Source organism: Pseudomonas sp. TWR1-1-4, from assembly GCF_049897165.1.
Taxonomy (GTDB): domain Bacteria; phylum Pseudomonadota; class Gammaproteobacteria; order Pseudomonadales; family Pseudomonadaceae; genus Aquipseudomonas; species Aquipseudomonas canadensis.
Genome location: NZ_JAFCVS010000001.1, coordinates 202893 through 221859, shown reverse-complemented (window position 1 = coordinate 221859; position 18967 = coordinate 202893). Strand labels below are relative to the sequence as shown.

The 18967-nt window shown below is 62.6% G+C and carries 16 protein-coding genes; 10 read left to right on the top strand and 6 right to left on the bottom strand.

Going from position 1 to position 18967, the window contains the following annotated elements:
• Positions 1 to 12: 12 nt before the first annotated feature.
• Positions 13 to 411 carry a helix-turn-helix domain-containing protein gene (locus ACP7C6_RS01010; RefSeq protein WP_305381418.1) on the bottom strand — a complete coding sequence of 133 codons (399 nt, stop codon included), beginning with the start codon at positions 409 to 411 and terminating at the stop codon, positions 13 to 15.
• Positions 412 to 616: 205 nt separating this feature from the next.
• On the opposite strand from ACP7C6_RS01010, the gene ACP7C6_RS01005 reads away from it, so the two are divergent.
• The 5 genes from ACP7C6_RS01005 (at position 617) to ACP7C6_RS00985 (ending at position 6592) form a co-directional block, all read left to right on the top strand.
• Positions 617 to 1525 (top strand): LysR family transcriptional regulator, encoded by a 909-nt coding sequence (locus ACP7C6_RS01005; RefSeq protein ID WP_028616652.1) that lies wholly within the window; start codon positions 617 to 619, stop codon positions 1523 to 1525.
• Between the two features lie 864 nt (positions 1526 to 2389).
• Positions 2390 to 2980: an antibiotic biosynthesis monooxygenase gene (locus tag ACP7C6_RS01000; RefSeq protein WP_028616651.1), complete on the top strand. Its 591-nt coding sequence runs from the start codon at positions 2390 to 2392 to the stop codon at positions 2978 to 2980.
• Positions 2977 to 4815: an amidohydrolase gene (locus ACP7C6_RS00995; RefSeq protein ID WP_323986231.1), complete on the top strand. Its 1839-nt coding sequence runs from the start codon at positions 2977 to 2979 to the stop codon at positions 4813 to 4815. Before ACP7C6_RS01000 ends, ACP7C6_RS00995 begins: the two co-directional genes overlap by 4 nt.
• 28 nt (positions 4816 to 4843) lie before the next feature.
• Positions 4844 to 5461 (top strand): isochorismate family cysteine hydrolase YcaC, encoded by a 618-nt coding sequence (ycaC, locus tag ACP7C6_RS00990; RefSeq protein WP_028616649.1) that lies wholly within the window; start codon positions 4844 to 4846, stop codon positions 5459 to 5461.
• Between the two features lie 249 nt (positions 5462 to 5710).
• Positions 5711 to 6592: a LysR family transcriptional regulator gene (locus ACP7C6_RS00985; RefSeq protein ID WP_028616648.1), complete on the top strand. Its 882-nt coding sequence runs from the start codon at positions 5711 to 5713 to the stop codon at positions 6590 to 6592.
• On the opposite strand, the gene ACP7C6_RS00980 is transcribed toward ACP7C6_RS00985, so the two are convergent.
• A complete protein-coding gene (locus tag ACP7C6_RS00980; protein ID WP_426108128.1) occupies positions 6579 to 7616 on the bottom strand; it encodes an AraC family transcriptional regulator ligand-binding domain-containing protein in 1038 nt (345 codons plus the stop codon). The genes ACP7C6_RS00985 and ACP7C6_RS00980 overlap by 14 nt on opposite strands.
• Before the next feature lies 1 nt (position 7617).
• A complete protein-coding gene (locus ACP7C6_RS00975; RefSeq protein ID WP_028616646.1) occupies positions 7618 to 8532 on the bottom strand; it encodes a GGDEF domain-containing protein in 915 nt (304 codons plus the stop codon).
• A 389-nt stretch (positions 8533 to 8921) separates the two neighbouring features.
• On the opposite strand from ACP7C6_RS00975, the gene ACP7C6_RS00970 reads away from it, so the two are divergent.
• From ACP7C6_RS00970 to ACP7C6_RS00950, 5 genes are all read left to right on the top strand, one after another.
• Positions 8922 to 11435 carry a TonB-dependent receptor gene (locus tag ACP7C6_RS00970; protein WP_068934304.1) on the top strand — a complete coding sequence of 838 codons (2514 nt, stop codon included), beginning with the start codon at positions 8922 to 8924 and terminating at the stop codon, positions 11433 to 11435.
• 137 nt (positions 11436 to 11572) lie between these two features.
• A complete protein-coding gene (locus ACP7C6_RS00965; RefSeq protein WP_068934302.1) occupies positions 11573 to 13438 on the top strand; it encodes a phytase in 1866 nt (621 codons plus the stop codon).
• A gap of 46 nt (positions 13439 to 13484) precedes the next feature.
• Complete coding sequence (gene tolQ, locus ACP7C6_RS00960) at positions 13485 to 14177, top strand: protein TolQ (RefSeq protein WP_426108125.1); 693 nt, start codon at positions 13485 to 13487, stop codon at positions 14175 to 14177.
• A gap of 15 nt (positions 14178 to 14192) precedes the next feature.
• Positions 14193 to 14639 (top strand): protein TolR, encoded by a 447-nt coding sequence (gene tolR, locus ACP7C6_RS00955; protein ID WP_028616642.1) that lies wholly within the window; start codon positions 14193 to 14195, stop codon positions 14637 to 14639.
• Entirely contained in the window at positions 14636 to 15397 is a 762-nt protein-coding gene (locus ACP7C6_RS00950; RefSeq protein ID WP_426108123.1) for a TonB family protein, read from the top strand. The genes tolR and ACP7C6_RS00950 overlap by 4 nt, the downstream gene beginning before the upstream one ends.
• A gap of 82 nt (positions 15398 to 15479) precedes the next feature.
• Here ACP7C6_RS00950 and ACP7C6_RS00945 read toward each other — a convergent pair whose 3' ends face one another.
• From ACP7C6_RS00945 to ACP7C6_RS00935, 3 genes are read right to left on the bottom strand one after another with little or no spacing between them, the layout of a single operon-like run.
• The gene (locus tag ACP7C6_RS00945; RefSeq protein WP_028616640.1) at positions 15480 to 16430 is read right to left on the bottom strand and encodes a D-isomer specific 2-hydroxyacid dehydrogenase family protein; all 951 of its coding nucleotides are present in this window, start codon (positions 16428 to 16430) and stop codon (positions 15480 to 15482) included.
• Positions 16427 to 17605 carry an acyl-CoA dehydrogenase family protein gene (locus ACP7C6_RS00940; RefSeq protein ID WP_068934296.1) on the bottom strand — a complete coding sequence of 393 codons (1179 nt, stop codon included), beginning with the start codon at positions 17603 to 17605 and terminating at the stop codon, positions 16427 to 16429. Before ACP7C6_RS00940 ends, ACP7C6_RS00945 begins: the two co-directional genes overlap by 4 nt.
• On the bottom strand, positions 17602 to 18966 hold the full coding sequence (locus ACP7C6_RS00935; RefSeq protein WP_068934294.1) for an LLM class flavin-dependent oxidoreductase: 1365 nt from the start codon (positions 18964 to 18966) through the stop codon (positions 17602 to 17604). The genes ACP7C6_RS00940 and ACP7C6_RS00935 overlap by 4 nt, the downstream gene beginning before the upstream one ends.
• Between the last annotated feature and the right edge of the window lies 1 nt (position 18967).

Sequence of the window (18967 nt, the reverse complement as noted above, 5' to 3'; positions counted from 1 at the left end):
ACGCACCGACCACTAGGCTGCGATGACTTGAAGCTTGTGACGTAAGTGGTGATTTCGCCAGGTCATCGGGTTGACGCCTTCGCTGCGGGTGAACATATGGCAGAAGTGCGCCTGGTCGCAAAAACCGCATTCCAGGCTGATTTGCGTCAGGCTCAGGGACGAGCTGGTGATCAGCTCCTTGGCGCGCTGGATGCGCTGTTGGCGGATCCACTCCTGCGGTGACAACCCGGTGGTGCACTTGAACGCCCGGGAAAAATGGCTGCGCGACAGCGCGCAGGCCTGGGCCAGGTCGGCAATGGCCAGGCTCTCGCCCAGATTGGCCAGGATCAGTTGCTTGGCGATGCGCTCGCGCCGAGGGCACAGGCCTCCGGTGGCGGACAAACGAGGTGCATATTGATCGAGTCGGGCCATGACAAATATCCGCAGTCGATGGGAGCGTTCCCGGTGGATGGATGCAGTGTAGACGCGGTCAATCTTGTTGCCGGACCGTCCGGCTGACGAGTTAATCGTTGTTAATTTCGCCAGGTGCCGAGGTGAAAAAGACAGCACAGACATGCAATGCCGGTCGGGTTTTGCATGCTTATCTGTGCGCTTGCCAACCGTTTGGATGCTTCCCATGAACCGCAACGACCTGCGCCGCGTCGACATGAACCTGCTGGTGATTTTCGAAGCACTGATGTTCGAGAAGAACCTGACCCGGGTCGCCGAAAAACTCTTCATGGGCCAACCGGCGGTGAGCGCGGCGTTGGGGCGTCTGCGCGACCTGTTCGACGACCCGTTGCTGCTGCGCAACGGGCGGGGCATGGAGCCCACGCCACGTGCCGTGGCGATACTCAAGGAGTTGCAACCGGCCATGGACACCATCTCCGGAGCGGTCAGCCGTGCCAAGGATTTCGACCCTTCCACCAGTTGTGCGGTGTTTCGCATTGGCCTCTCTGATGACGCTGAGTTTGGCCTGTTTCCGCCGTTGCTCAGTCAATTGCGCGAGGAGGCGCCGGGGATCATCGTGGTGGTGCGTCGGGCCAATTACCTGTTGATGTCGTCGTTGCTGGCCAGTGGCGAGATTTCGGTGGGGGTGAGCTACACCACTGAATTGCCGGCGAATGCCAAGCGCAAGAAGCTGCGGGATATTCCGTGCAAGGTCTTGCGTGGGGATGGTGGTGTCGAGCCGCTTACGCTGGATGATTACTGTGAACGCCCTCATGCAATGGTGTCGTTCTCGGGGGACTTGAGTGGCAATATCGATCTGGATTTGGCGCGGATCGGCCGGGCGCGGCGGGTGGTGTTGGCGGTGCCGCAGTTCAGTGGGTTGCGGGCATTGTTGGCGGGGACGCAGATAATTGCGACGGTGCCGGATTATGCGGCGTGTGCGTTGACCGAGGGGACGTCGTTACGCGCGGAGGATCCGCCGTTTGCGATTGAGGAGGCGCAGTTGTCGATGGTGTGGAGTGGGGTGCATGACAATGATCCGGCGGAGCGGTGGTTACGGGCACGGATTGGGGAGCATATGGCTCGGGGGGCGTGAATGAGTACATATCCGGTGTTTGGGTAACGGCTGGTATTGGTTCCGCCCTTACGGCGGGTCACTTTTGGAAAAGAGCCCCAAAAGTAACCAAAAGGGCTCTTGCCCCAACACTCGGCACCTCGCTTAGGCTCGGTGTGCCCTCACTCCGGCTTGAATCCGTGGGCCGCCGCGATGGGCCATCCTTGGCCCAGCGCGGCTAACCCGGCGTCCTGCCGGGTTACCCACGGATTCAAGCCTGCGTTCGGCCAGCGTGTTTGACGGGGCGCCTAAGATCAAGATCAAGAGCGACTCGCTTCGCATCGTAGATACGCGGTCCCTGTAGGAGCCGGCTTGCCGGCGAAAAACGTGAGAACGCCGCGTTCATCCAGACACCCCACGTCATCGTTAACGACCATCGCCGGCAAGCCAGCTCCTACAGTGGACTGCCTTTGCTTTTGCTTCACACCACTCAAGCCGGCTGTCAGGCCGCTGTGCTCTTGCTTTTGATGTTGATCTTAGGCGCCCCGTCAAACACGCTGGCCGGAATTCGGCAGGGATTTGGGGGGTAAACCGGCAGGGATGCCGGTTTAGCCGCCCCGCGCCATGGATGGCGCGTGGCGGCGGCCCCCCAAATCACTGTCGGATTACGGGCACACCGAGCCTAAGCGAGGTGCCGAGTGTTGGGGCGAAGGCCTTTTGCTTACTTTTGGGCCTTTCCAAAAGTGAGCCGCTGTAAGAGCGGAACCATAGGTGGCCGTTACCCAAATAACGGATATGTACCCAACCCAACCCAACCCAACCCAAACAGCACGTACATCCAATTTTCCCCACCCCAACCCCCGCAAACTCCCTCATCGCTGAAACATCAAGGCAGAGGACCACGCCATGGACCCAGCAACAAAACCAACCCCCGACGAAGTCGTCACCCTGGTGGTCAAACACCTGATCAAACCAGGCCGAGAAGCCGACTACGAAGCCTGGCTACGCCGCATCGTACGCATCGCCGGCGCACGCCCAGGCCATCTCGGTGTCGACGTGGTGCGCGGCAAGCAAGGCAGCCTGGCCCTGTTCACCTGCGTATTGCGCTACCGCTCCACCGACGACCTGGAAACCTGGCTCGAATCCCCCGAGCGCAAAACCCTGATCGCCGAAGCCACCCCCATGCTCGCCGACGGCGACAACACCGAAATCGGCGCGGTCAACGAATTCTGGTTCAACCCCGAAACCCCAAATGCCGCCAAGCCACCGCGCTGGAAGCAGGCGGTCGTCACCCTTTGCGTGATCCTGCCGCTGACCCTGTTGGTGCCGATCATCTGGGGCCCGGTGCTGCGCCTGCATCCGTTCCTCTCCAACTACGTGGTCGCCACTTTCCTGGTCACCCTGACCATCGTCCTGCTGGTGGTCTACCTGCTGATGCCGGCGGCCACCCGCCTGTTCGCTCCCTGGCTCGAAGCCTCCGTAAAGGAAACCCTATGAACGCCGACCTGATTCTGTTCAATGGCCAGTTCCACACCGTGGACCGTGAAAACCCCCGCGCCACGGCCGTCGCCATCCACCAGGGGCGCTTCGTCGCCGTGGGCACCGACGGTGAAGCCATGGCCCTGCGCGGCAATGGCACCCAGGTCATCGACCTCAAGGGCCGCACCGTGATCCCCGGCCTCAACGACTCGCACTTGCACCTGATCCGTGGCGGTCTGAACTACAACCTGGAACTGCGCTGGGAAGGCGTGCCGTCACTGGCCGATGCCTTGCGCATGCTCAAGGACCAGGCCGACCGCACACCGACGCCGCAATGGGTCCGCGTGGTCGGCGGCTGGAACGAATTCCAGTTCGCCGAAAAGCGCATGCCGACCCTGGAAGAACTCAACCAGGCCGCACCGGATACGCCTGTATTTGTGTTGCACCTGTACGACCGCGCCTTACTCAACCGCGCCGCCCTGCGTGTGGCCGGCTACACCAAGGACACGCCGAACCCGCCGGGCGGCGAGATCGTGCGTGACAGCAACGGCAACCCCACCGGTATGCTGGTAGCGCGACCCAACGCGATGATCTTGTATTCGACCCTGGCCAAGGGCCCGAAACTGCCGCTGGAATACCAGGTCAACTCGACCCGCCAGTTCATGCGTGAACTCAATCGCCTAGGCCTCACCAGCGCCATTGATGCCGGCGGTGGTTTCCAGAACTACCCCGATGACTACGCGGTGATCGAGCAGTTGGCCAAGGACGAACAGTTGACGGTGCGCATCGCCTACAACCTGTTCACCCAGAAGCCCAAGGAAGAACTCAGCGATTTCAAGAACTGGACTGGCAGCGTCACCCTGCACCAGGGCGATGACTACCTGCGCCACAACGGCGCCGGCGAGATGCTGGTGTTTTCGGCGGCCGACTTCGAAGACTTCCTTGAGCCGCGCCCGGACCTGCCGTTGACCATGGAGCAGGAGCTGGAACCGGTGGTGCGTCACTTGGTGGAGCAACGCTGGCCGTTCCGTTTACACGCGACCTATGACGAATCCATCTCGCGCATGCTCGACGTGTTCGAAAAGGTCAATCGCGACATTCCGTTCAACGGCCTGCCGTGGTTTTTCGACCACGCTGAAACCATCACGCCGAAAAACATCGAACGAGTGCGTGCGCTCGGTGGTGGTATCGCGATCCAGGATCGCATGGCGTTCCAGGGCGAGTACTTCGTTGAGCGTTACGGCGCCAAGGCGGCCGAAGCCACGCCACCGATCAAGCGCATGCTCGCCGAAGGCGTGCCGGTCGGCGCGGGCACTGACGCTACGCGGGTGTCGAGCTACAACCCTTGGACCTCGCTGTACTGGATGGTCAGCGGTCGCACCGTTGGCGGCCTGGAGCTGCACGCCGAAGGCCTGCCGCGCCTGACGGCGCTGGAACTGTTCACCCATGGCAGCGCCTGGTTCTCGTCCGAGCAAGGCAAGAAGGGCCAGATCAAGGTTGGCCAACTGGCGGACGTCGCGGCGCTGTCGGCGGACTTCTTCAGTGTCGACGAAGAAGCCATCAAGTGGATCGAATCGGTACTCACCGTGGTCGGCGGCAAGGTGGTCTACGGCGCCGGTGACTTCGAAAATTTCGCACCGCCCCGCGTGCCGGTGCTGCCGGACTGGTCGCCGGTGGTCAAGGTGCCGGGTCACTGGCGCCCGAGTTCGCCGTTGCAGGCTCAGGTTCACCAGTGCAGCGGCCCGTGCGGCGTGCATTCCCACAGCCATGAAAAGGCGCGGCTTTCCAGCGTGCCTGTCAGCGACTTCCAGGGATTCTGGGGTGCGTTTGGCTGTTCGTGCTTTGCTTTCTGATTTCCCATCCCCCGTAAGGAGTTGAACCATGGCTAGCCCTCGTTTGAACAAAGATGATGCTGTTGTACTGTTGGTCGACCACCAGACTGGCCTGATCTCCCTGGTACAGGATTTCTCGCCCAACGAATTCAAGAACAACGTCCTGGCCTTGGCCGATGTGGCGAAGTTCTTCAACCTGCCGACCATCCTCACCACCAGCTTCGAAAGCGGTCCCAACGGCCCACTGGTGCCCGAACTTAAGGAACTGTTCCCGGACGCGCCGTACATTGCCCGCCCTGGCCAGATCAACGCCTGGGACAACGAAGATTTCGTGAAGGCCGTCAAGGCGACTGGCCGCAAGCAGATCATCATTGCCGGTGTGGTGACGGACGTGTGCGTCGCGTTCCCGACCTTGTGCGCCCTGGAGGAAGGCTTTGAGGTGTTCGTGGTCACTGATGCGTCGGGCACCTTCAACGAAACTGTGCAACAGGCGGCCTGGGCGCGCATGACCGCCGCCGGTGCGCAACTGGTGAACTGGTTCGCGGTTGCCTGCGAATTGCAGCGCGATTGGCGCAACGACATGGAAGGCCTGGCCAACCTGCTGTCGCCGCGCATTCCCAACTACCGCAACCTGATGAACAGCTACTCGGCGTTTACCACCAAGTAAGCTGTCCCCAAGCACCCCCCAATACCCCTGTGGGAGCCGGGCTTGTGTGGTGAGCGGGCTTGCCCCGCGCTGGAGTGCGAAGCGCTCCCAGATTGGCGACGCAAGTTTACGCGTAGCTGACTTTGGGGCCGCTACGCAGCCCGGCGCGGGGCAAGCCCGCTCACCACAGCAAGTCCGCTCCCACCTTTTGGTTTGTGGTGTGGCAATAGACAGGCTATAAACCAGCCAAATGTCCACCGAGAAGCGACAATGAACCCCTTCGAAGACATGCGTCTGTTCTGCCAGGTCATGGAATCCGGCAGTTTCACCGCAGCCGCCGAGCAACTGGGCCTGTCCAAGCAGTTCGTCAGCCGCCGCCTGATCCAGCTGGAAGACCGCCTCGGCGTGCGCCTGCTCAACCGTTCCACGCGCCGTCTGGATGTCACGCCACTCGGCCAGAGTTACTACGAATCCGCCTTGCGCCTGCTCGGTGAAGTCGAGCAAGTGGAGCAGGGCATCGCCGGGCAGAACAGCGAACCGCGCGGCACCATCCGCCTCAGCGCGCCGTTGTCGTTTGCCATGGCGCACCTGGGCTGCCTGTTGCCGCTGTTCCTGCAGCGCTATCCCCAAGTGTCGGTGGAGGTTGATTTGAGCGACCGCCCCGTGGACCTGATCGGCGAAGGCTACGACCTGGTGCTGCGCATCGGCACCCTGGAGGATTCCACCTTGATTGCGCGCCGTATCGCCAGCATCCCCCGGGTGTACTGCGCCAGCCCCGACTACCTGGCCCTGCGCGGCACACCGCAAAAACCCGAAGACCTTGCTGACCACGACTGCCTGCCCTACGGCCATGGCCGCCAAGTGCAATGGCGTTTCAAAGGCAAGCTACAGGCGCTGAACGTGAGCGGGCGTATGCGCGTGAACAACGGCGACTTGCTGCGCGACACCGCCATCGCCGGCTTGGGTGTGACCTACCTGCCGACCTTTATCGTCGGCGATGCGTTGAAGGACGGCCGCCTGGTTACTCTCTTGGACGAGTTCGCGCCCGAGGCGTTGACCCTGTCGGCGGTGTACCCGCAACACCGGCAAAGCTCGCGGCCGGTGCAGGCGCTGGTGGAGTTTCTGCGCGAGCGCCTGGCTAGCGGCTGTTGAACAGTTGGCGGATCAGGTTGGGCGTGCTGCCGGTCCAGCGCTTGAATGAACGGCGAAAGTTCGCTGCGTCGTTGAAGTTCAAGTACGCCGCCACTTCGTCATTGCTGTAGCCCTTGACCTGATACAGGTGCAGCGCCACTTGCTTGCGCACACGGTCGACCTGTTGCTGAAAGCCGGTATCGTGTTTGTGCAGCTTGCGCTTGAGGGTCGCCGGGCTCATGGCGAAGGCCTGCGCGGCTTGTTCCAGGCTTGGCGGCTGGCGCACCTGCTCGCGCAGGTAGTCGTAGAGACAATCCAGAAAACTGCCGGTGAAACCCAGCTGTTCGATCTGCTCACGGGCTTGTTGGCGCGCTACCTGGCCGGCGGTGGCCGAGGCGCCCGGCCAGGCGCGGGTGAGGTGCTCGCGCGGGATGCTCAGCATGTCCAGCGGCCGCTCGAAACGCGTGTCTTCCCCCAGGTGCACCCAATATTGCTCGACATAGCGCGGCTCGGCATGGCTGAAGCTGGCCGTCCACGGCAGGCGTTCGCCGCTGAGCCATTGGCTCATGGCAACCAGTGAGGTCATGTTGGCTTCAAGCAAGAAGCGCCAGTGTTCGCCGGCGCCGCAACTGTCCAGCCAATACAGATAGGCGTGGTGCTCATCCAGCTCCAGTTGCAGGGTGACCAGCGGGCTAAGCAACACCTGTTGCTGGATCAGGATATCCAGGGCCTGGTGCAGGTTCTGTGCATGGCCCAGCGCATGACTGGCGGCGCCGTAATAACCGGGCAACAGGCGTTGGCCAAACAGAAAACTGCTGTCGTCTGCGTCGAGCAGTTTGCGGCTGTTGCCGATCAAACCCAGGAACTGCTGCGGGCTCAGCCGCGCCGTGCCGGCCAGGATGTCTTCGTGGAACAAGCCGGTGCCGCGCAGCAGGCGGTGGCTGTCGATGTCCCGGGACAGGGCCAGGTCGATCAACGTGGCCGGTTGATAGTGCCCGGGGATGAAGCGGCTGTCGGCCTCGTACCAGCTGGTTTTAACGGCCATTTCAGGCACTTTTCGCCAGGGGTTGCTTGGCCCTGGCCAGGGCCAGGTTGAGGCGCTTGAGCAAGTCATGGGGCGGCTCGTTCAGGGCCATGACCACGGCGGTGGTCGCCGCCAGTTGCAGGCGCTCACCGTGCAGCCGGGTCTTGTGGGCCAGGCCGCGCACGGCCTGCTGCAACTCCAGCGCCAGCTCCTTGGCCTGGCGCTCGCCGGTATTGGGCAGCAGCACCACAAACCGGTCACCGGCCAGGCGGCACAGCAGGTCCTGACGGCGCAGGTTGAGCAATAACAAATGGCTGAGCGCCTGCAACACCGCATCGCCTTCGGCATGCCCGTAGGCCTGGTTGATGGCGGCGAAGTTGTCCAGGTCCAGGGCCAGCAGCGACAGCGGTTGTTGCTGCGCGTGGCTGTCTTGCAGGCTGTCGGCCAACTGGCGCTTGAGGTAGTCGGCACCGGCCAGCGGCGTGAGTTTGTCGAACAGCCGATGCTCGCGGAACAGCCGCTCGCGCTTTTCCATCTGCGCGCTGATCGCCAGTTGCTCGCGGTGCCAGTGGTAGATGCCGATGGTCAGCAGGATCATGCCCACCGGCATCGGCCCGGACTCCAGCCAGTGATCCCAGGTAATGCTGTCGGGCAGGCGGATGAACTCATCGAGGCTGTCGATCCACCAGGAGAAGAAAATGCACGACAGGCCTAGCGCCAGGTAGTTGGTGACGCGCCCGGCGGGGCGGCTTTTCAGCACCAGGCCCAGCCAGACCAGCGCCAACAGCGCGGAGCCGCCTTCGCCGAAGATGTCCAGCCACACCCATTCGCTGACGCTCTTCAACTCGCCACAGGCCAGGTGCAGGATCAGCCCGAGGTTGGCGGCGATCAGCAACAGGGAGAGTTTCCAGCGGTGGGGTTTGAGCACGGAAAACATGGCCGCGAGTCCTTGGGCAAAAAAGCGATGGGCGCCAGCACAGCAGATGGATGTGACGGTTGCGTGACGGTGGGGAGGGGTCGAATCAGCTCATGCCATACACACAATCTCCTGCCAAACACAAAACAAATGTGGGAGCGGGCTTGCTCGCGAATACGGTGGATCAGCCACACATGTGCTAGCTGCAATACCGCATTCGCGAGCAAGCCCGCTCCCACATTTTGATCGAGGTCATTTCAGCTCATTTGCTTGCTGGAACAAGCTAAAAACCGCGGTTTACGTGGCTTTGCGCCAACCCCTGTCACAGAACCGTCATCCCCCACCCCTAGCGTGCCCTCCCAGTTGCCGGGCCTCTTGCCTGGCGCCAACGGATTCTTGGGGAGGATTGCATGTACAAGCGCACCGGGCTCGTCGGCTTCACGCTTACTGCCTTGGCCCTGGCAATGGCCAGTGAGCGGCTTTCGGCGGCCGAAGTGGCCAACACCGAGCACGTCGAGGTGGTCGGCCAGGCGGCAGCCATTGATCAGGCGCTCAAGGAGCAACGCAGCGCCGACAGCATCAAGAGCGTGGTGCATGCCGACGGCGTGGCCCAGTTGCCGGATGAAAACGTCGCTGAGGCGGCGCAGCGCCTGCCAGGCATCAGTGTGGAGCGCGACCAGGGCGAAGGGCGCTTTGTCAGCGTGCGTGGCCTTGGCCCGGACCTTAACAGCGTGACCATCAACGGCACCCTGGTGCCGGCCCCGGAAAGCGCACGCCGCGCCGTGGCCCTCGATGTACTGCCTTCGGAGCTGGTGCAGTCGCTGTCGGTGATCAAGACCCTCACGCCGGACATGGACGCCAACTCCCTCGGCGGCACCGTTGATGTGCAGAGCCTGTCGGCCTTCGACCACAAGGGGCTGTTCTACACCGGCAGCACCGAGGCCAGCTACGACAAAAACACCCACCAGACCAGCCCGAAATTCTCCGGTGCCGCCAGTAACCGTTTCAGCCTCGGCGACGGCATCGACAACTTCGGCGTGGCCGCTGCACTCAGCTGGCAGAAGCGCGACTTCGGCTCGGACAACGTCGAAACAGGCGGCGCCTGGGACTTCACCAACGGCGCCAAACTCAATGAATTCGAGCAGCGCGACTACGACATCAGCCGAGAACGTGCCGGTGGCGGCCTCAACTTCGACTACAAGCCCGATGACCTCAGCAGCTACTACCTGCGCACCCTCTACAGCCGCTACAAAGACACCGAGACCCGCAACTCCACCAGCCTCGAATTTGCCGACCCCCAAGCGCCCGGCGAGCTGGGCGATGCCGAGGCCAAGCGCAAGCTGAAGAACCGCGAAGAAACCCAGGAAATCCAGTCCTACGTATTCGGCGGCGAGCGCATGCTCGGCCTGTGGACCCTGAGCGGCCAGGCCGGCTACAGCCAATCCAGCGAAGACAGCCCGGCGCACATCGCCGGTGCCACATTTGACGGCGGCGATTTTGCCAACAGCGGCTTCTACGACAAGGACAAGCCACGCCCGATCATTGGCAGCGGCTTCTACGACGCGCGCAACTTCACCCTCGACAAGGTCGACTGGGAAAAACAGAACACCAAGGACACCGAGAAAAACCTGCGCCTGGACCTGGCCCGTGACTATGACCTGAGCGGTTATGCGTCCCAGGTGAAGTTCGGCGGCAAAGTCAGCCGTCGCAACAAGGACAACGATCTGGAGGCCTGGGTCTACAAAGACTTCGACACCCTCGGCTTTACCGACGACCAGCTCAACCTCAGCCAATTCCAGAAAGGCAATGTCGACTACCGCCTGGGCAACTACGGGCCGGGCATCAGCCCCAGCAGCATCAAGCAGTTGATCGGAGGCCTCAACGCCGCGGACTTCTATGACGAGACCGAATCCCGGGTCAACGACTTCACCATCCGTGAAGACATCAACGCCGGTTACCTGATGAACACCATCGACATCGACGACTGGCGCTTTATCGCCGGCCTGCGCTACGAGGGCACCGAATTCGAAGCCAAGGGTACCGGCGCCACGGACGGGGTGTTCACACCCACCGAAACCAAGCGCCGCTACCATCATTGGCTGCCCGGCCTGCATGCGCGCTACCAGATCGACAAGAACACCCAGGTGCGCGCGGCCTGGACCAAATCCGTGGTGCGTCCGACCTTTGGCCAATTGGCGCCGGGGTTCGTGATCGACGATGACGAAGCCACCTTCGGCAACCCGGACCTCAAACCCTTGGAGTCGAGCAACCTGGACCTGGGCATCGAGCATTTCATGGGCCGTGCCGGTACGGTCTCCGCATTTGTGTTCTACAAGGACATCAAGAACTTCGTCTACAACACTGACCTGGCGGGCACTGGGGCCTGGACCAACTTTTCCGAGGCGCATACCTACGCCAACGGCGACAGCGCCAAGCTATACGGCCTGGAACTGGCCTACTCACAGAAATTCGATTGGCTGCCGGCACCGTGGAACGGTTTGCTGGTGGGTGCCAACACCACATTCAGCCGTTCCAGTGCTGACATCGAAGGCTTCGACAGCGCCAGCGGCGCGAATCGCAAGCGCAACATCAGCCTGCCCAATCAGTCGGACACCGTCGGCAACCTGATGCTCGGTTGGGAAAACGACAAGCTCAGCCTGCGCCTGTCGGCCAACTACAAGTCGGCCTACCTCTTTGAGCTGGCCTCGATCAACGACAAGGCCCACGACCTGCACGTCGACGCCCAGACCTTCGTCGATTTCAGCGCGCGCTATTCGCTGACCAAGAACCTGCAAGTCAGCTTCGAGGCCCAGAACCTCACCGATGAGTCGTACTTCGTCTACACCGGCCACCGCAGCTACAACGGCCAGTACGAGGAATACGGCCCGACCTACAAGCTGGGCCTGACCTTCACCCATTTCTAACCCCCCACGTTTCCACTGTAGGAGCGAGCTTGCTCGCGAAAAACGCCAGGGCACCGCGTGCATCCAGATAGCCCGCGTCATCGTTGCCGTTCTTCGCGAGCAAGCTCGCTCCTACAAGACAAGGATTTTGATTGTTCATGAGAATTTCCAAGCTCTACCTGATGATCGCGTTGGCCGCTTGCTCGCCGGTCATGGCCGCCGACCTGGCGCTGACCCCTTGGGCACCGAGCCTGAAGGCCGAAGCCGTGACCTTCCTGCCCAATGCCACCCAGCGCCTGGCCGCCAGCACCCGTGACGGCCTGCAATTGCTCGATAACCAAGGTGCCGAGTTGGCCAGCTTCAAAGGCAACTTCAGCAGCCTCGACACCCGCGCCGCTGGCACCCAGGTGCTGGTTGCCAGCCTCGACAACGACCGCCAGCAGGCGCTGTTGGTGAGCCTTGATGCCGCGACCAAAACCTTTGGCAAACCGCTGTACCTGCCCGCCCGCGATTACCCGGTCAATGGCCTGTGCCTGTTCCGCGACGCAGCCGCCAACCTGTTTGTGTTCCTGGTGGGGGAAGAGGGCAAAGGCGAACAATGGCTGGTGGGCAATGGTACGACGCTGTTAAGCAACCCTCAGCGCGTGCGCGGTTTGCCGCTGCCGCCGTCGGCGCAGTTCTGCCAGGTGGATGACGCGACCCAGCAGTTGCTGGTCAATGAAGAAAACGTCGGCTGGTGGGCTTACCCGGCACACCCTGAGGCGGATGTGAAACGCATCCCGGTGGCGCTTTTCGACAACCCCAAGCGCGAGGCTGGCGCCATGGCGCTGGTGCCGGGCGGGGTGGTCGCACTTGATCCGAAGACCGCCCAATTGCATCTGTTCCAACAGAACGGTGTGCGTTGGGTCGAACACGCCAGCCTGACGCTGCCGGGGCTCAAGGAACCGGAGCAACTGAGCATCAACGGCCAGCAACTGCTGGTACGTGACGATGACACCGGCAAGTTCTATCAGGGCGCACTCGAGTGGAAGGCCAAGCCTGTGCCGGTCGAGCCCGTGCTGCCGGAAGTCGCTGCGCTGCGCCAGACCGACCCGGTCGGTCGCCAGGGGGATGCGGCGGATGACCCGGCAATCTGGATTCACCCCGAACAACCCGCCAAAAGCCGCGTGCTCGGCACTAACAAAAAGCAAGGCCTGCTGGCCTATGACCTCGACGGCAAGCTGCTGCAGGAGCTGGCGGTCGGTCGCTTGAATAACGTTGACGTGCGCGCCAACTTCAAGCTCGGCGCGCAAACAGTCGACCTCGCCGTGGCGAGCAATCGCGATCACAACAGCCTTAGCCTGTTCAGCATCGACCGCCAGAGCGGCGAGTTGCGTGAAGCGGGTGAAGTACCGACGCCGCTCAAGGAGATCTACGGCATTTGCCTGTTCCAGCCCGCCAGCGGCGAGATCTACGCGATCGCCAATGGCAAGGACGGCACCTTCCTGCAATACCGCCTGAGTGCGCCGGACGGCCGGGTGCAGGGCGAACTGGTGCGCCAGTTCAAAGTCGACAGCCAACCCGAGGGCTGCGTGGCCGATGACCAGCGTCAGCGCTTGTTCATCGGTGAAGAAGATGTCGGCGTCTGGGCAGTGGATGCCCGTGCCGACCAACCGGCCACGCTCACCAGCGTGATCAAGGTCGGCCCGCAGTTGCATGCGGATGTCGAGGGTTTGGCGTTGTACCAGAGCAAGGAACGCGACTACCTGGTGATCTCCAGCCAGGGCAATGACAGCTACCTGGTGTTGGATGCCGAGCCGCCGTTCACCACCCACGGCGCCTTTCGTGTCGGCCTGAACGCGGCAGCGGGGATCGATGGCGCTTCGGAAACCGACGGTCTGGAAGTGACGGCCATGAACCTCGGCGGGCCCTGGAGCAAGGGCATGTTGGTGGTGCAGGACGGCCGCAAGCGCATGCCCGAGCAGACCCAGAACTTCAAGTTCGTGCCGTGGGCCGAGGTGACCCGCGCATTGAAATTGCCGTAGGCGTCATCACCCGGTCATCACTTTTTAATCGAATAGGAGCTTAACCATGCACGCGACGATGGAACATATGACGATCTGGGGTTTGATCAGTGACGCCAGCCTGTTGGTCAAGGCCGTGATGGTCACGCTGCTGCTGGCGTCCTTGCTCAGTTGGTACCTGATCATCCAGCGCGCCAGTGTGTTGCGCCGCCTGGAGCGCCAGTTGAAGGGCTTTGTGCTGCGCTTTCGTGGCGCTGCGGACTTGCAGCCGCTGTACCGCGACACCCTGCAGGCGGGCGAGGGCGGCATTGCGCCGATCTTTATCGCGGGAGTGCAGGAATACCAGCACCTGCAGGGCCACGATCCGGCCGTGCTGGAAGGGGTCGAGCGCGCCTTGCAGGTGGCGATCACCGAGCAGGAAATCGAGCTGGAAAAGGGCCTGCAGTTCCTGGCGACCGTGGGTTCGGTCAGCCCCTACATCGGCTTGTTCGGCACCGTGTGGGGCATCATGAATTCCTTTATCGGTTTGTCCCAGGTGCAGCAGGCGACGTTGTCGACGGTAGCACCGGGCATTGCCGAGGCACTGATCGCCACTGCCATCGGCTTGTTCGCGGCGATCCCGGCGGTGATCGCCTATAACCGCTTCGCGGCACGTGGCCAGACACTATTGACTCGTTACTACGCCTTCGGCAACGAACTGCAAGTGCGCCTGCACCGCACCTTGCGCGGTACGCCGATCAACCTGGCCGTGGCCGCCTGAACAAGGAGCAAACCGATGTTGACCAGGCCGCAACGCAAGCACGGGCCCAAGGCCGAGATGAACGTGGTGCCCTACATCGACGTGATGCTGGTGCTGCTGGTGATCTTCATGGTCACCGCGCCGATGCTGACCCAAGGCGTAAAAATCGAGCTGCCCAAAGTCGCGGCCGAGGCACTGGCGACCGACACGCGCCAGCAGATCCTCACGCTGTCGGTGAAGGCTGACGGCGGCTACTACTGGAACCTGGGGGGCGAACTCGATACCACGCACCAGACCGACAGCGCCGTGACCCTGGATGAAATGGGTGTCAAGGTCATGCAGGTGGTGGCAGCGCGCAGCGATACCCAGGTGTATATCCGCGCCGACGACAGCGCTGGCTACGGCCGGGTCGTGGCTGCCATGGCGGTGTTGCAGAAGGGCGGTGTCAGCAATCTGGGATTGGTGACCGAGGCCCCGCAATGACGGCAATGATCATGCACAGTCCGATGCTCGCAGTGGAGCCTGGGGAGCCTTCCGGGTTCTGGAGAAACAGCGTGGCGGCCAGCCTCGCGGTGGCGCTGCATGTAGGCGTGCTGGCGGTATTGATGCTGGGTGGGTCGACAGATAAGCCGCAGGTGGAAACGCCGAGGGTGATGCATACCCAGTTGGTGATGGTGCCGCCGACGCCCGCTCCCGTGCCTGAGTCGGTGGCCGTCGCAGCGCCTGCGCCGGAGCCTGTGGTCGCTCCCGTGCCGGCGAAACCGGTGATCGATCCACAGATCCAGGCACAAAAACTGGAAAAAGCCGCATTGGCGCGCAAGCGGGTCGAGGAAAAGAAGCTGGAGCAGCAACAGGAGCGCCTGGCCACTGAACAGCGCAACCGCGAGCTGGAGCAGCAGCGTCTGGCCCGGGAGCGCCTCGCCGCTGAACGTGCGCGCCCTGCAGCACCGGCCGCCGCGCCGGCCTTCGACAGCCGTCAGTACCAACCCTTGAGCAAAGAGGCGCCGGACTATCCGGAGCGTGCCCTGGACAAAAACATCGAAGGCGATTGTTCAGTGGAGTACACCGTCAACACCCAAGGGCGTGTAGAAAACCCCAAGGTGCTGGACGGCTGCCATCCACTGTTCATGCGGCCTTCACTGGCGGCGGCGAATACCTTCCGCTACCAGCCGAGGGTGGTGGATGGCAAGGCCGTCCCCGTACCGGCGGTGCGCAACACCTTCCACTACCGCATCAAATAAAAACTGTAGGAGCCGGCTTGCCGGCGATTGGCCTTTGAGCCTGGTGGTGATCATGAGGACGCCATCACCGGCAAGCCGGCTCCTACACGGGGGTACTCGCCAGGTTATGGAGTTCAAGTCCGGCCACATACCGCTCCAAATTCGCCAAAAACGTATCGGCAATTTCATTGCGGCTATTCGTGGAAATCGCCGAGGTATGTGGCGACAACCTCACCCTCGGGTGGGTATACAGCGCATGCCCGTCCGGCAACGGCTCCGGCTCGGTCACATCCAGCGATGCCAGCCCGATCTGCCCGTTATCGAGCGATTCCAACAGCGCCTCCTGGTCGAGCAGCCCGCCCCGCGCGATGTTGATCAGGTGCAGCCCAGGCTTGGCGCTACCCAGTACATCGCGGTTGATGATATGCCGCGTGGACGGGGTCAGCGGTGCGGCCACCACCAGGTGATCGGCGCGGGCGAACAGGTCGTGGATGTCCTTGGCGGCGTCCACTCCCGCGCTGAAAGGCTCCTGGCTTTGGCGCAACGCTACGACCTTGATCCCCAGGGCCAGGGCTTTTTGCGCGAGACGTTCGCCTATCGCACCAAACCCCAGGATGCCCAATGTGGTGCCCTTCAGCGGGCGCAACGCGGTGAAATTCCACTGCGAATCCTTTACCCAGATGTCCGGCAAATGCTTGGCGGCGGCAAAGATCGCGGCCAAGGCAAACTCGGCCAGGTTGTCAGCGGCACTGCCACGGGAGGTGGTCACCGGCGGGCCGTTGAACAGCCATTGCGGGTAGAAATCGATGCCCGACGACACCAGATGCACCCATTGCACGCCGTAAGGCCAACCCGGTGGCGGCGTGTCCGGCGCGGTGTAGCCGCGCACGTTGATCGGGCGCAGCAGCAGGATATTCGCCTGGGGCGGCAGGTCGCTCGGTACGCCAACGGGCACGTCGATCACCTGGGCGTCGGGATGGATCTTTGCCAAGCGCTCGCGAATCACTTCATTGAAATCTTCGTCCAGCTGGCTGGCGACAATCACCTGACTCATGTGCGTTCCTTCTGGCGTTGGGCGAAGACGGCTTTGCCGACGCCTTGCAATACGGCGTCGTTCTGCGGGGTATGCACGCGGCTGCACAGCACGTCGCGGTAATGCCGTTGCAACGGGCTATGGCGCGACAGGCCGGGGTTGCCCGAGGCTTCGATGGCCAGCTCCACGGCGCGGATCGCGTTGTGGGTCACCAGGTACTTCAACTGCGCTGCATGGGCGGCCGGGGTGTGGCCTTCGGCGGCAGCATCAAGCAGGCTGCGGTTGGCGAACAGTAGGGTGTCGATATGGCCGACGGTTTCCTGGAAACGTGGCAAGGTCGACAGCGCAGCGCCGAGGTTGGACGGCGCGCGTTCTTCCAGCCAGTTCACCAGCCAGTCCCGCGCAGCCTGGGCCACGGCGTCGTATACCGAGGACAACAACACCGACATCCACAGGAAACCTTCGCCGTCCAGCTCCGGCGACGGCGCGCTCCACGGGCTGACGCTGACGGCGTGGTCCAGCGGCACCAGCACGTTGTCGAGCACCACTTCATGGCTGCAGGTAGCACGCATGCCCAGGTGGTCCCAGGTGTCGATGATGGTCACGCCGGGACTGTCCTTGGGCACCAGCCAGGCGCCTACCAGTGGGTCGGCATCGTCACTGCGGCCCCATACGCTGAACCAGCTCAGGCCGTGGCTGCCGGTGGAGTAGATCTTGCGGCCGCTGATGCGCCAGCCCTCCGCGGTGCGTACGGCGGTGGTCGCCGGCAGGCCGCCACGGGCCGGGGTGCCAAGGTCGGGTTCGACGCGCAGGGCGTTGATCAAGGCGCCGTTGCGCACGGCGTCTTCCGCCACTTGTGCGCGCAGGTGTGGCGGCCAGGTTTTGCTGTCTTGCAGGCGCGTGTGTTGCAGGTACTGCATCACCAGGATCAGCGCGGTGGACGGCTCGCCCTTGGCGATCGCACTGATCGCCTTGCGAGCCTGGGGCAGGCTCGCGCCGCCGCCGCCCAGGGCCTTGGGCACGGTGAGGGCGACCAAGCCATGTTGGTGCAGCAACTGGAAGTTGGCATGGGGGAAGGCGCCGCTCTCGTCATAGACGTGTGCGGTGCTGGCCAGCTCGGCAGTGAGGCGTTCGAGCAGGGCGTCGAAATGGGCGACTTCCACGGAGCGTAGGGAAGGGTGCGAGGATTGGCTCATGCCAGCGCCTGCTGCTGCTCTTCAACCTCGACGGCGACGCTGTAGCGGTTGGCCGGCACGTCCAGGCCCAGGTTGTCGCGTAGCGTTTGGCCGCTGTATTCGGTGCGGAACAGGCCGCGTTGCTGCAGCACCGGCACCACCAGTTCGGTGAAATACTGCAAGCCATCCGGTAGTACCGAATTGATGATGAAACCATCGCTGGCGCCGGTTTCGAACCAGGTCTGGATCGCGTCAGCGACTTGCTCCGGGGTGCCGACAAAATCACGTTTTGGCCGCGAAAAGCGCAGCGCCACCTCACGCAATGTCAGGCCTTCGTCCTTGGCCAATTGCTTGATGCGGTCGGAACCGCCTTTCTGGCTGTTGGAACCCAGGTCACCGAGTTCGGGGAAGGGGGCGTCCAGCGGGTATTGACTAAAATCGTGGTCGTTGAATGGGCGGCCGAGGGCGACGATTGCATCTTCCACGGTGACCAGGTCCACGGCCTGCTGATAGCGGCTTTCCACTTCGGCCTCATCGCGGCCAACAATCGGGCGGATACCCGGCAAAATCGACAGGCTGTCGGCGTCGCGGCCAAACCCTTTGGCGCGGCGCTTCAGGTCTTGGGAATAGGCCAGGCCTTCCTCGATGCTGTCCACATGCACAAAGATCGCGTCGGAGTTTTCTGCGGCGAAGTTGCGCCCATCTTCGGAGGTGCCCGCCTGGAAAATCACTGGCTGGCCCTGACGCGAACGCGCGATGTTCAGTGGGCCTTTCACCGAGAAGAACTCGCCCTTGTGGTTCAGCGCATGCAGCTTGCTCGGGGTGAAAAATTCGCCGGATTGCTTGTTGTAGGCAAAGGCGTCGTCTTCCCAGGAGTCCCACAGGCCCTTGACCGCGTTCACGTGTTCCTTGGCGATGCGGTAGCGCACGGCATGGGGCGGATGCTCGGCCTTGCCGAAGTTGTCGGCGGTGCCGCTCAACCAGGAGGTGACTACGTTCCAGCCGGCGCGGCCGCCGCTGATATGGTCCAGGGACGAGAACTGGCGCGCCACCTGGTAGGGCTCGGTGTAGCTGACGGTCACGGTCGCCACCAGGCCGATGTTCGTGGTGATTGCCGCGAGTGCCGAGAGGATGGTCAGCGGCTCGAAACGGTTGAGGTAATGCGGGCTGGATTTGGCGTGGATATGCAGGCTGTCGGCGATGAACACGAAGTCGAACTTGGCGGCTTCGGCCAGTTCAGTCTGCTGTTTGTAGAAGCCAAAGCTGGTGCTGGCGTTGGGTTGGGCGTTCGGGTGTCGCCATTCGCCCCAGCCGTGACCGACGCCGTGGACCATTGCACCCAATTTTAAATGGCGCGGTTTGAATTGACGTGGCTTGCTCATG

Coding starts and splice junctions, on each gene's coding strand:
- ACP7C6_RS01005 (WP_028616652.1), top strand. CDS start 617: ATGAACCGCAACGACCTGCGCCGCGTCGACATGAACCTGCTGGTGATT.
- tolR (WP_028616642.1), top strand. CDS start 14,193: ATGTTGACCAGGCCGCAACGCAAGCACGGGCCCAAGGCCGAGATGAAC.
- tolQ (WP_426108125.1), top strand. CDS start 13,485: ATGCACGCGACGATGGAACATATGACGATCTGGGGTTTGATCAGTGAC.
- ycaC (WP_028616649.1), top strand. CDS start 4,844: ATGGCTAGCCCTCGTTTGAACAAAGATGATGCTGTTGTACTGTTGGTC.
- ACP7C6_RS00985 (WP_028616648.1), top strand. CDS start 5,711: ATGAACCCCTTCGAAGACATGCGTCTGTTCTGCCAGGTCATGGAATCC.
- ACP7C6_RS00970 (WP_068934304.1), top strand. CDS start 8,922: ATGTACAAGCGCACCGGGCTCGTCGGCTTCACGCTTACTGCCTTGGCC.
- ACP7C6_RS00980 (WP_426108128.1), bottom strand. CDS start 7,616: ATGGCCGTTAAAACCAGCTGGTACGAGGCCGACAGCCGCTTCATCCCC.
- ACP7C6_RS00965 (WP_068934302.1), top strand. CDS start 11,573: ATGAGAATTTCCAAGCTCTACCTGATGATCGCGTTGGCCGCTTGCTCG.
- ACP7C6_RS00945 (WP_028616640.1), bottom strand. CDS start 16,430: ATGAGTCAGGTGATTGTCGCCAGCCAGCTGGACGAAGATTTCAATGAA.
- ACP7C6_RS01010 (WP_305381418.1), bottom strand. CDS start 411: ATGGCCCGACTCGATCAATATGCACCTCGTTTGTCCGCCACCGGAGGC.
- ACP7C6_RS00975 (WP_028616646.1), bottom strand. CDS start 8,532: ATGTTTTCCGTGCTCAAACCCCACCGCTGGAAACTCTCCCTGTTGCTG.
- ACP7C6_RS00995 (WP_323986231.1), top strand. CDS start 2,977: ATGAACGCCGACCTGATTCTGTTCAATGGCCAGTTCCACACCGTGGAC.
- ACP7C6_RS01000 (WP_028616651.1), top strand. CDS start 2,390: ATGGACCCAGCAACAAAACCAACCCCCGACGAAGTCGTCACCCTGGTG.
- ACP7C6_RS00935 (WP_068934294.1), bottom strand. CDS start 18,966: ATGAGCAAGCCACGTCAATTCAAACCGCGCCATTTAAAATTGGGTGCA.
- ACP7C6_RS00950 (WP_426108123.1), top strand. CDS start 14,636: ATGACGGCAATGATCATGCACAGTCCGATGCTCGCAGTGGAGCCTGGG.
- ACP7C6_RS00940 (WP_068934296.1), bottom strand. CDS start 17,605: ATGAGCCAATCCTCGCACCCTTCCCTACGCTCCGTGGAAGTCGCCCAT.